Below are 12,065 nucleotides of genomic sequence, written 5' to 3' on the forward strand. Positions count from 1 at the left end.
GCGGAGTCATCTCGCAGGGGGCCGCCTCGCTCGGGGATGCCTGGTACGGGGATGCGCAGCCCGGGGTTCCCTCGCGTTCGGTGTTCGTTGCGGCCCCCGTCCCCCGGGCATACCCGGTCGGCGCAGCGTGCCCGACCGGCGCTGCGTTCCCGGCCTCCCCAGGCCCAGCCTCCGGGTCCACCAGCTCCAAGCCGATCATGAGGCCACGGCCGCGTACGTCCCCGATCCACCGGCGACCGGTGGCGAATTGGCGCAGCCGGTCCAGCATCCGGGCGCCGACCGTCGCCGCGCGTTCGGCGAGGTTGTTCTCGCGGACGTAGGCGAGGGTCGCGGCGCCCGCGGCCATGGCCAGTTGGTTGCCGCGGAAGGTGCCCGCGTGGGCTCCGGGGGGCCAGACGTCGAGGTCCTCGTGGTAGACCACGACGGCCAGCGGCAGGCCACCGCCGATGGCCTTCGACAGCACCATCACATCGGGCACCACCCCGCTGTGGTCGACCGCCCAGAAGGCCCCGGTGCGTCCGACGCCGGTCTGGACCTCGTCCGCGATGAGCGGGATGGAGCGGGCCGCGGTGATGTCGCGCATCCGGCGCAGCCAGCCGTCCGGGGCCGGGATCACCCCGCCCTCGCCCTGCACCGGTTCGAGGATCATCCCGGCCGGGTTGGCCGCCCCGCCCTTCGGGTCGTCGAGCAGCTTCTCGGTCCAGCGCGCGGAGAGTTCGGCGCCGTGCTCCCCGCCGACCCCGAACGGGCAGCGGTAGTCGTACGGAAAGGGCAGCCGGGTCACACCGGACGACGGGGCGCCGCCGGATGCGGCCAGCGCCCCGGCCGTCATGCCGTGGTAGGCCCCGGAGAAGGCGAGCAGGCCGTCGCGCCCAGTGGCGGTCCGCACCAGCTTGAGCGCGGCCTCGACCGCGTCCGTGCCCGCCGGTCCGCAGAACTGCACCCGCGCGCGGGCGGCGAGTCCGGGCGGCAGGGTGGCGAAAAGCTCGTCCGTGAAGGCGTCCTTGACCGGTGTGGCCAGGTCCAGGACCTGCAGCGGCGCCTCCGCGTCCAGGACGGCCCGGATCGCGTCCAGCACCACCGGGTGGTTGTGCCCCAGCGCCAGCGCCCCGGCCCCGGAGAGACAGTCGAGATAGCGGCGGCCGTCGGCCCCTTCGACCGTCATCCCCCGGGCGCGCACCGGAACGATGGGCAGCGCCCGGGCATAGGTGCGGGCGGCGGACTCACGCAGCGCCTGGCGCCGCAGAATGCCCTGTGCGGCGCCGCCGTCGTCGGACACGGCGGCCAGGGCCATCGGCGGGAGCTGGGTCACGGCCACGCGTCTCGGTCCTCCTGCTGCTGAACACCCTCCGGCTGTCCCCCGTACGTACCAACGACGCGTGGCGCTCTGGATCACGGGCTGAGCGAAGATCCTTGCGGCCGGGAACCAAGGACCCGCTCGCAGCCGTCGTAGGCGGCACCGGCATAGTGGGATACCACCCCATTGCCGGGGCGGTGCATGACAATTCCACACAGGCCGTAGAGCAGTTCAGAACCTCAGGGGGAGTCCCGCCCATGCCATCCAAACGCCGACCCGCACTGGCCGTGGCCGCCATAGCCTCGGTTCTGGCGCTCACCGCCACCGCGTGCGACTCCTCGGACGACAACACCGACGCCAAACCGACCGCGTCGTCGGAGCAGCAGGGCGTGGACGACATCAAGCTGCCCGACAACCTCAACGACAAGTTGAAGAACCTCGGCATCGATCTGGATCAGTGGAAGAACGGTGCCTGGAACAAGTGGGACAAGGACGACTGGCTGCGCGAGGCCGGTGACTTCATCAACCCGATCATCAAGGGCCTGTGGAAGCCGGACCGGATGCGCGACGCGCAGGAGCCCGACAAGCCGGTGGACGACAGCGACATCGCGGACGACCAGGGTGTGACCGACCCCGATCCGCAGCCCGTCCCGGCCAAGGAGGTCGCCAGCCCGTACAGCTCCAACGTCCCCTACGCGGGCAAGGTCTTCTTCGACGGCCCCGAGGGCTCGATGGTCTGCTCCGCGACGGTGGTCGAGGACCCGGCGCACCCCGGCAAGTCCAACCTGGTGTGGACGGCGGGCCACTGCGTCCACGCGGGCAAGGGCGGCGGCTGGTACAAGAACCTGATGTTCGTGCCCTCCTACAACGACGCGGGCAAGTCGCAGGCGGAGCTGGAGAACGCCACCAAGGAGGAGCTGGCTCCCAAGGGCGTCTGGTGGGCCGACTGGGCCCAGACCTCCTCGCAGTGGATCGACAACGGCGCGGCTGTGGGCGGCAAGGGCGCTCCGTACGACTTCGCGGTGATGCATGTGAAGCCGGAGGCCAGCGGCGGCAAGTCGCTCGAGGAGACGGTGGGCGGCGCGCTGCCGGTCGACTTCAACGCCCCGGCGGTGAAGTCCATCGACGAGATCACGGCCACCGGCTACCCGGCCGCCCCGCCGTTCGACGGCCAGAAGATGAACCAGTGCGCGGACAAGCCGGGCCGGCTCTCCCTGGACGCCAAGCAGCCGACGATGTACCGCATCGGCTGCACCATGACCGCGGGCTCCTCCGGCGGTGGCTGGGTCGCCAACGGCGCGGACGGCAAGCCGGCGCTGGTGTCCAACACCTCGATCGGCCCGTCCAACGCGACCTGGCTGGCGGGCCCGCATCTGGGCCCCGAGGCGAAGGGCGTCTACAGCGCGGTCAGCAAGAAGTTCGCGAACCAGTGACCGGTTGAGCCGGTAGCCGTCAGGCAGCCGTCCATCCCATGGCGAGGGCCCGCCCCCGGAACTCCGGAGGCGGGCCCTCGTCGTGCAGGTGTCGTAGCCGACGCGGTGCGGCTGGTGTGACTGGCCGACTAGCGCTGTCCGGCGGCCGTCGCCGGGATGAAGCGCCGCAGCTCCGCCGCAAGCTCCTCGTGTACGCGCGCCTTGAGCAGCGTGCCCTCGGGGGTGTGCTCCTCGGAGAGCACCTCGCCCTCGGCGTGGGTGCGCGCGACGAGCTTGCCGTGGGTGTACGGCAGCAGCACCTCGATCTCGACCTGGGGCCGGGGCAGCTCCTCGTCGATCACCGCGAGCAGCTCGTCGATGCCCAGCCCGCTGCGGGCCGACACCGCCATGGCCCGCCGCTCCATGCGCAGCAGCCGCTGCACGACGAGCGGATCGGCCATGTCCGCCTTGTTGATCACGACGATCTCGGGCACGTCGACCGCACCCACATCGCGGATCACCTCGCGCACGGCGGCCAGCTGCTCCTCCGGCGTCGGATGCGAGCCGTCCACCACATGGAGGATCAGATCGGCGTCGCCGACCTCCTCCATCGTGGAGCGGAACGCCTCCACCAGGTGGTGCGGCAGATGCCGGACGAACCCGACGGTGTCCGCCAGCGTGTAGAGCCGCCCGCTGGGGGTCTCGGCCCGGCGCACGGTCGGGTCGAGGGTGGCGAACAGCGCGTTCTCCACCAGGACGCCCGCGCCGGTGAGCCGGTTGAGCAGCGAGGACTTGCCCGCGTTGGTGTATCCGGCGATGGCGACCGAGGGGACCTTGTGGCGCCGCCGCTCCTGCCGCTTGATGTCGCGGCCGGTCTTCATCTCGGCGATCTCGCGGCGCATCTTCGCCATCTTCTCGCGGATGCGGCGCCGGTCCGTCTCGATCTTGGTCTCACCGGGACCACGAGTGGCCATACCGCCGCCCGAGGATCCGGAGCCACCGCCACCCATCTGGCGTGACAGCGACTGACCCCAGCCTCGCAGCCTCGGCAGCATGTACTGCATCTGGGCGAGCGAGACCTGCGCCTTGCCCTCTCGGGACTTGGCGTGCTGGGCGAAGATGTCGAGGATCAGGGCGGTCCGGTCGACCACCTTGACCTTGACGACGTCCTCGAGGTGGATCAGCTGCCCGGGGCTCAGCTCACCGTCGCAGACCACGGTGTCGGCACCGGACTCGACCACGATGTCACGCAGTTCCTCGGCCTTGCCGGAGCCGATGTAGGTGGCGGGATCCGGCTTGTTGCGCCGCTGGATCACACCGTCGAGCACCAAGGCGCCGGCGGTCTCGGCGAGCGCGGCGAGCTCCGCCAGGGAGTTCTCCGCGTCCCGGACCGTGCCGGAGGTCCATACGCCGACCAGCACCACGCGCTCCAGGCGCAGCTGCCGGTACTCGACCTCGGTGACGTCCTCGAGCTCGGTGGACAGCCCCACCACACGCCGCAGCGCGGCGCGGTCGGAGCGGTCGTACTGGTCGCCGTCACGCTCCTCGTCGATCTCGTGACTCCAGGCGACGTCCTCTTCCATCAGGGCGTCGGCCCGAAGGCTCTCGGCGAGGCGCTGCCGGTCCTGCGGAAGGGAAGAGGAGTGGGTCAAAGGAATCCTTACGTCGTGGAATACCGTCACTGTCGACAACGCGTGGCGGCCCCGTGGGATTCCCCCGCCGGGGCCGGCCGCGAACGCCGACCCCTTGATGGTCGCACGCGGCGGGCGGGCCGTCACCCGGGTTTCACGGCCCATGGCACCGCGTAGCGTACCGCGTGCCGCCCCGCCCGCGCGCCGGGCAGCGCGGCGCCCTTCGTGATCTCCTTCTCCGTCTGCTTCCAGTCGGGGTGTCCCGGCATCGGCGGCGTCTTCCTGCCGTACAGCCACGGATGGAGGAATCCGCTGAGATCGCGCCCCGCCACGGTGGAGGCCAGCCGGACGAAATCGGCGGTCGAGGCCACGCCGTCGCGGTGGTGGAGCACCCATTGCCGCTCCAGCCGCTCGAAGGCGGCCCGGCCGATCCGCTGCCGCAGCGCGTACAGCACCAACGCGCTGCCGTCGTAGACCACCGGGCGGAAGATGCCGATCGGCTGGCCGGGGTCGGCGGCCTTGGGGGCCGCGGGCGGCCCTCCCTCGGCCCGCCAGGCGTCGGACTGCCCGTACGCCTTGCGCATCCGCCGCTCCAGGCTCGCCTTACCGCGCTCATCGGCGTACAGCGCCTCGTACCAGGTGGCGTGGCCCTCGTTGAGCCACAGATCGGACCAGCGGCGCGGGCTGACGCTGTCGCCGAACCACTGGTGCGCCAGCTCATGCACCATGATCGACTCGATGTACCACCGGGGCAGCTGATCGCTGGTGAACAGATCGCGCTCGAAGAGGGAGAGCGTCTGGGTCTCCAGCTCGAAGCCGGTGGTGGCGTGGGCGATCAGCACGCCGTAGGTCTCGAAGGGGTAGCGTCCGGCCTTCCTCTCCAGCCAGGCCAGCTGCCCGGGGGTGCGCGCGAGCCACTTCTCCAGCCGTGCGCGGTCCGCCGCGGGGACGACATCGCGCACCGGCAGCCCACGCGGCCCGGTGCGGCGCGGCACGGCGGAGCGGCCGATGGAGATCTGCGCCAGCTCGGTGGCCATGGGGTGGGCGAGGCGGTACGTCCAGGTGGTGCGCGATCCCTTGCGGACGCGCTGTCCGGGCAGTCCGCCCGCGACAACCGTAAGGCTCTTCGGAGCGGTGATCCGGAAGGTGAAGCGGGCCTTGTCGGCGGGGTGGTCGTTGCACGGGAAGACCCGGTGGGCGGCGTTGGCCTGGTTGGCCATGGCCAGCCCGTCGCTGGTGCGGACCCAGCCGCCGTTCATGCCGCTCCGCGGATCGCTGGTGTGGCGGACGGTGACCCGGAAGGCGGTGCCCTTACGGAGGGGGGCGGACGGGCTGATCACCAGGTCCTCACCGGCCGTGGCGAACCGGGCCCGCGCTCCGTCGACCCGCACCGAGTCCACGGCGCCCTGGGCGAAGTCGAGGTTGACCGTGCGCAGCGGGGCGGTCGCGCGGGCGTCGATGGTGGTGACGGCGTCGAGCGGCCGGTCCTGACGGTGGTAGGCGAACGCGATGTCGTACGCCGTGACGTCGTACCCGGGGTTCCCGAGCTGCGGGAAGAGGGGGTCACCGATGCCCAGGGGAATCGGGTGCGCGGGGGACACCGGCCCCGCGGCGGAGGAGGGGCCGACCGCGAGGAAGACGGCGGCCATGGCGGCGGCCACCGGCGCGGTCCTGCGGCGCCGGGTGCGCGGCGGCCGGGGGCGGCGCCCCGAAGAAAGCGTCATGTCCTACGGCTACCAGCGCCCCGGCGCCCGCGCAGTCGCTCCCGGCCTTGATCCACCCGAAGGAGTTCAGGCGCCCGAAGAGTTCAGACGGCCGAAGGAGTTCAGACGGCCGAAGGAGTTCAGACGGCCCGACGGTGGTCAGGAGTGGGCCGCCCAGGCCGCCCAGGAGAGGGCCGCTCGGGAGCGCGCCCGCCCGTCAGTGCGCCGCGGCCATGCTGCGGCCCTCGCGCGTCACGTCGTAGACCCCGGGGACGTTCCGCATGGCCCGCATCAGCGTCGGCAGCCTGCCCGCGTCGGGCAGCTGGAGCGTGTAGGTGTGCCGGACCCGCTGCTCACGCGGTGGTTCGACGGCGGCCGCCACCACCTCCGCGCCCTCGGCGGCGATGGCCTCGGTGAGATCCGCGAGCAGATGCGGCCTGCTGAACGCCTCCGCGAAGAGGGTCACGCGGTAGTCGCCGCCCCCGCCCCCGTCCCTGTCGTCCTCGTCCGCCCAGCGCACCCCGACGGCCGTGCGCCCGGCCGAGGTCATCCGCGCCACTCCGGGACACCGCTCGCGGTGCACGGTGACGGCCCCGCCGCGGACCGCGAAGCCGGTGATCGCGTCGGGCGGCACGGGGGTGCAGCAGCGGGCGAGCCGTACGGTCGCGCCGGGCAGGTCGACGACGATGCCCGCCTCGGGGCGGCCCGCACCGGTCGACGCGGGGGCTACGGTCCGGCCGCCCTGCGAAGCCTGCGAGCCCCGCGTGACCTGCGCGTCCTGCGTCTCCTGGCCGTCCTGCCCGTCCTGACCGTCCTGGCCGGTGAGCTCGGAGGCGGACTCCGGCTCCTCGGCGGCCTCCCGGGGCTCGTGCTTCGACGCCGGATGGGCGGCCAGCCAGCGGTTGATGGCGATCCGGGCGGCCGGGGTGCGGGCGTGGTCGAGCCACTCCGGCGAGGGGCCGTGGGAGGCGGTGTCCCGGGAGTCGCTCGCCATCAGCAGCTGCAGGGTGTCGCCGTCGCGGAGCACCGTGCTCAGGGTCGCGATCCGGCCGTTGACCCGGGCGCCGATACAGGAGTGCGCGTCGTCGCCGTACAGGGCGTACGCGGCGTCCACACAGCTCGCGCCGGCGGGCAGGCCGAGCGTCCCGCCGTCGGAGCGGAAGACGGTGATCTCCCGGTCCTGGGCGAGGTCGTCGCGGAGCGAGGTCCAGAAGATGTCGGGGTCGGGGGTGGCGCTCTGCCAGTCGAGCAGCCGGGACAGCCAGCCCGGGCGGGTGGGGTCGGCCCGCTCGCCCTCGGGGGCGTCGGCCCCCTCCGTCGGGGCGTACGGATTGCCGAGGGCGATCACTCCGGCCTCCGCGACCCGGTGCATCTGGTGGGTGCGGATGAGGACTTCGGTGACCTCGCCGTCGCGCCCGGCCACGGCCGTGTGCAGCGACTGGTAGAGGTTGAACTTGGGGACCGCGATGAAGTCCTTGAACTCCGAGATCACCGGGGTGAAGCAGGTATGAAGTTCGCCGAGGACCGCGTAGCAGTCCGCGTCGTCGGAGACCAGGACGAGAAGGCGGCCGAGGTCGGTGCCGGTCAGCTCGCCGCGCTTGAGCCCGACCCGGTGGACGGAGACGAAGTGCCGCGGCCGGACGAGGACTTCGGCGGTGATGCCCGCCTCGTGCAGCACGCCCCGTACGTCCTCGGCGGCCTGGGCCAGCGGGTCGGGGCGGCCGGCGTGGGCCTGGAGGAGCTCGCGGGTCCGCGCGTACTCCTCGGGGTGGAGGATGGCGAAGACCAGGTCCTCCAGCTCGGTCTTGAGCGCCTGCACCCCGAGCCGCTCGGCGAGCGGGATCAGCACATCGCGGGTGACCTTGGCGATGCGGGCCTGTTTCTCGGGGCGCATCACGCCGAGGGTGCGCATGTTGTGCAGCCGGTCGGCGAGTTTGATCGACATCACCCGGACGTCGTTGCCGGTGGCGACGAGCATCTTGCGGAAGGTCTCGGGCTCGGCAGCCGCGCCGTAGTCGACCTTCTCCAACTTGGTGACGCCGTCGACGAGAAAGCGGACCTCCTCGCCGAACTGCTCCCCCACCTGATCGAGGGTCACCTCGGTGTCCTCGACCGTGTCGTGGAGCAGCGAGGCGGTCAACGTCGTGGTCTCGGCGCCCAGTTCGGCGAGGATCAGCGTGACGGCCAGCGGATGGGTGATGTACGGCTCACCGCTCTTGCGCATCTGGCCGCGGTGGGAGGACTCGGCCAGGACGTACGCCTTGCGGAGCACATCCAGATCGGCTCCGGGGTGATGGACGCGATGGACCTTGGCCACATGCTCGATCGCGTCCGGCAGCCGGCCGCGGGAGGCCGACCCCAGCAGGGCGGCCCTGCTGAACCTGCGGAGATTGCGCAGGTCGATGCGGGGGAGGCCGCGCCTGCGGCCGAACGGGGCCTGGTCGGTGGCCTCTGCGCTCATGGGCACCTCCGGCGGCGTCGAGCGTCAACCGGCGTGGGTACTCCCCCGGGGCCGGTGCTTGATGCTATCGAGCCCATCACGCACGGCCGACCGGCTCTCGCCCAGAGTGAAACGGATCACCCATTCGAGGGAAGTGTCAGCCGAGGTCCGTGCCCAGCCAAGAGGGATCGATCTCCCCCTCGGCCACGATCACGGCAGGGCCGGTCATCTCCACCGTACCGTCCGGCCGTTCGCTGATGACAAGCCGCCCTCCGGGAACGTCCACGGTGTACGTGACGGGGTGGCCGGTGACCGCCGGATCGGCCCCGTCACGGCGTGCGGCGGCGACCATGACGGCGCAGGCGCCGGTGCCGCAGGAGCGGGTCTCACCGGAGCCGCGCTCATGCACGCGCATCGCGACATGGCGCGGGCTGCGGTCGACGACGAATTCGACGTTGGTGCCATTCGGGTACACGGCGGCGGGGCGCACGGCGGGGGCCGTGAACAGATCACCCGCCTGGGCGAGGTCGTCGACGAAGGCGACCGCGTGCGGATTGCCCATGTTCACGTTGCGCGCGGGCCAGCTGTGGTCACCGACCGTGACCGTGACCTCTCCTTCGGGGCCGGGCTCGGGCAGTGTGGCCTCGCCCATCACCACGGTGATCGGGCCGTCGGACCCGGCCGTGGCCTCGCCCGGCTGGGCGTCGCCGTCACCGGCGTCCTTGGCGATGTGGGCCCGGCGCACCCCGGCCCGGGTGGCGATGGCGAGATCGCCCGCCTCGACGAGCCCGGCGCGCTGAAGGTACCGGGCGAAGACGCGGACTCCGTTGCCGCACATCTCGGCGATGCTGCCGTCGCTGTTGCGGTAGTCCATGAACCATTCGGCCTGGTCGGCCATGGCCTGCGCCTCGGGGTGTGCCGAGGACCGCACGACGCGGATCAGGCCGTCACCGCCGATACCGGCGCGGCGGTCGCAGATCCGGGCGACGGTGGCCGCGGACAGCTCCAGGCGACCGTCCAGGTCGGGGACGATGACGAAGTCGTTCTCGGTGCCGTGCCCCTTCAGGAAGGCCAGCCGTGGTGCGGTGCTCATTCCTCGATCCTACGGGGCTCCGCCCGCACCGGCCCCCGGTACCCGGCCCGCCTGGGGGACCCCCCACTGGACGGAGGGCCTAGCGGAGGCGCGCCACCCGCCAGAAGGTGAGGACGGCCAGCAGCGCCACGATCGCCACATAGAGCACGACGAAGCGCCAGTCCGGGCGGCGTCCGGAGCCTCTGGGGGGCAGGCCCGGCCAGGTGTAGCCCACCCGGCGGGCGGCCATCAGGCCCCAGCCCGCCGCGCAGCAGCTCAGCAGCAGGCCGAGCATGGCCACGACCGCCCCTCCGTCGCCGAACTCGAAGGCGAGCGGGAAGGCGAACATCAGCGAGCCGAGGATGGCGAGGGCGACGATCGGCGCGATCTGCCAGATCCGCAGCCGGCGCGGCGGGCGCAACTCCCGGAAGGACTCCCCGGAGATCGAGCCCGCGCCGACTTCGCCCTCGGAGCCGTCCTCGAGGACTGGCGCGCCGGGTTCGTGGAGCCCTCCGGCCTCATCGGGGCCGTCCGGGGTCAGCGGCCCCGCGTCTCCGTGCGATTGCTGCGATGCGTCGCGAGGGCCGGCCTCCATCGCCACACGCCCTCCCAACTCCAGACACCACGGCACGATCGGAGCTTGATGATGGCATGCCCGCCGGGGCCCGAATGACGAGCTGAGCTTCCCGATGCCATGACGTGATCAGGCTGTGACCGCCCGTTCAACCAACGCGAGCGCGCTCGCCAGGAGTTCCCCTCTGTGGTCGGCCGCTCCGCTGAGCCAGTGGACCCTGGGATCGCGGCGGAACCACGAGTCCTGACGGCGTGCGAACCGCTTGGTGGCGCGCACGGTTTCGGCCCTCGCCTCCTCCTCGGCGCACTCTCCCGCGAGCGCGGCGAGCACTTGCTGATAGCCCAGCGCGCGGGAGGCGGTACGGCCGGAGCGCAGCCCGGCGTCCTCCAGCCGGCGGACCTCCTCGACCAGCCCGGCGTCCCACATCCGGTCCACCCGCAGGGCGATCCGCTCATCCAGCTCGGGCCGCTCGACGTCGACACCGATCTGGAGCGTGTCGTAGACCGCCTCGTGCCCGGGCAGATTGGCGGTGAAGGGGCGGCCGGTGATCTCGATGACCTCCAGTGCCCGGACCACCCTGCGGCCGTTGCTGGGCAGGATCGCGCGCGCCGCCTCGGGGTCGGCGTCGGCGAGCCGGGCGTGCAGGACCCCGGAGCCCCGCTCCTCCAGCTCGGCCTCGAGCCGGGCCCGGACGGCCGGGTCGGTGCCCGGGAACTCAAGGGCGTCGATGGCCCCGCGGATGTAGAGGCCGGAGCCGCCGACCAGGACGGGGGTGCGGCCCTCGGCGAGCAGGCGGTCCATCTCGGTGCGGGCCAGCCGCTGGTACTCGGCGACGCTCGCGGTCTGGGTGACGTCCCAGATGTCCAGCAGCCGGTGCGGCACCCCCCGCCGCTCGTCCTCCGTCAGCTTGGCGGTGCCGATGTCCATGCCCCGGTACAGCTGCATGGAGTCGGCGTTGACGACCTCGCCGTCGAGGTGTCTGGCGAGTGCGACGCCCAGATCGGACTTCCCGGCCGCTGTGGGGCCGACGACGGCGATGACTCGCGGCGGGTGGCCTGCAGTATTCACCGGGCCAGTCTCGCAAATGCCCCGGGGGCTCCTCGAATGAGCGACGTGACGGGGCACCGCCGGGTTCGTTGCCTGTTGAGAGGTTCCGAGGGCCGGTTCGGGGAATCGGCCGCCGCGCGCCGCACAGTCGCCGCGCACCGCACAAGGGGGCACTCCGGGCGGCACGGGATTTCGCCCACGCGAGTTTCGCCCGCACGAGTAAGGTATGGAGTAGATATGGGCGTGTTTTCCAGGTTTCGTCGTGCGTCGAAGGAGGCGAGCCGTTCGTCCGAGGAGGCACCGTCCGTGCGGGACGCCCAGGCCACGGCCGACGCCATGACGGCGGAGACCGAGTCCGGGACCGTCGATGGGGCTGAGTCCGCGCGGAGCGGGAAGGAGAATCCGGCGGGTGAAGGCGCCGGGATCCCCAAGCAGCAGTCCGCGGCCGAGGCGGCCGACAGCGAGACCGGTGAGAGCGCCCGCGCATAGGCAACCGACGAGGGTAGGTGGCACATGGGCCTGATGGACAATCTCAAGGCCAAGGCCGGTCAGATGAAGGGCAAGGCCGGAAGCTTCGCGCAGCAGCACGAGGCCAAGATCGGGCGGGGCCTGGAGAAGGCGGCCAAGTCGGTCGACACCAGGACCAAGGGCAAGTACAGCGCCAAGATCGAGACTGGCACGGGCAAGGCGAAGGACGCTCTCAACCGCCTCTCGCAGATGGACGAGCGCAAGCCCAAGCACAAGGGCGACGCATAAGACCGGCCAAGCAAACAAGGCACAGAAGACGGAGGCGGGCGATGCCGGGCCCGGACCGGCCGGCCCCGCCGGTACGCGGCCGTGGAGCGCAGGCTCCACGGCCGCGAGCGGCCTATGACGACCAGCTCGCCAC

The 12,065-nt window shown here is 72.0% G+C and carries 10 protein-coding genes; 3 read left to right on the plus strand and 7 right to left on the minus strand.

Features of this window, described 5'->3' with window-relative positions:
• On the minus strand, positions 1-1,318 hold a 1,318-nt coding region (locus GWI24_RS30445; protein ID WP_374103357.1), incomplete at its 3' end, for a diaminobutyrate--2-oxoglutarate transaminase family protein.
• Positions 1,319-1,554: 236 nt separating this feature from the next.
• Between GWI24_RS30445 and GWI24_RS30450 the strand changes: the two genes are divergently transcribed.
• Entirely contained in the window at positions 1,555-2,730 is a 1,176-nt protein-coding gene (locus GWI24_RS30450; RefSeq protein ID WP_210949102.1) for a serine protease, read from the plus strand.
• 128 nt (positions 2,731-2,858) lie between these two features.
• Here GWI24_RS30450 and hflX read toward each other — a convergent pair whose 3' ends face one another.
• The 6 genes from hflX to miaA form a co-directional block, all read right to left on the minus strand.
• Complete coding sequence (gene hflX, locus GWI24_RS30455; protein ID WP_138917189.1) at positions 2,859-4,361, minus strand: GTPase HflX; 1,503 nt, start codon at positions 4,359-4,361, stop codon at positions 2,859-2,861.
• Positions 4,362-4,483: 122 nt separating this feature from the next.
• Entirely contained in the window at positions 4,484-6,064 is a 1,581-nt protein-coding gene (locus GWI24_RS30460) for a M1 family metallopeptidase (RefSeq protein ID WP_247617085.1), read from the minus strand.
• Between the two features lie 196 nt (positions 6,065-6,260).
• A complete protein-coding gene (locus GWI24_RS30465) occupies positions 6,261-8,504 on the minus strand; it encodes a bifunctional (p)ppGpp synthetase/guanosine-3',5'-bis(diphosphate) 3'-pyrophosphohydrolase (protein WP_210949103.1) in 2,244 nt (747 codons plus the stop codon).
• A 136-nt stretch (positions 8,505-8,640) separates the two neighbouring features.
• Positions 8,641-9,576: a diaminopimelate epimerase gene (gene dapF / locus GWI24_RS30470; protein ID WP_210949104.1), complete on the minus strand. Its 936-nt coding sequence runs from the start codon at positions 9,574-9,576 to the stop codon at positions 8,641-8,643.
• A gap of 79 nt (positions 9,577-9,655) precedes the next feature.
• Positions 9,656-10,150, minus strand: coding sequence for a hypothetical protein (locus GWI24_RS30475; RefSeq protein WP_210949105.1), 495 nt, complete (start codon positions 10,148-10,150; stop codon positions 9,656-9,658).
• Between the two features lie 108 nt (positions 10,151-10,258).
• A complete protein-coding gene (gene miaA, locus GWI24_RS30480; protein WP_210949106.1) occupies positions 10,259-11,197 on the minus strand; it encodes a tRNA (adenosine(37)-N6)-dimethylallyltransferase MiaA in 939 nt (312 codons plus the stop codon).
• Between the two features lie 285 nt (positions 11,198-11,482).
• On the opposite strand from miaA, the gene GWI24_RS45710 reads away from it, so the two are divergent.
• Positions 11,483-11,665 carry a gliding motility protein gene (locus GWI24_RS45710; protein ID WP_308344138.1) on the plus strand — a complete coding sequence of 61 codons (183 nt, stop codon included), beginning with the start codon at positions 11,483-11,485 and terminating at the stop codon, positions 11,663-11,665.
• A gap of 24 nt (positions 11,666-11,689) precedes the next feature.
• The gene (locus GWI24_RS30490; RefSeq protein ID WP_210949108.1) at positions 11,690-11,932 is read left to right on the plus strand and encodes an antitoxin; all 243 of its coding nucleotides are present in this window, start codon (positions 11,690-11,692) and stop codon (positions 11,930-11,932) included.
• The last annotated feature ends 133 nt before the right edge of the window (positions 11,933-12,065 follow it).

The organism is Streptomyces sp. MK37H (assembly GCF_018035285.1).
Taxonomy (GTDB): Bacteria; Actinomycetota; Actinomycetes; order Streptomycetales; family Streptomycetaceae; genus Streptomyces; species Streptomyces endocoffeicus.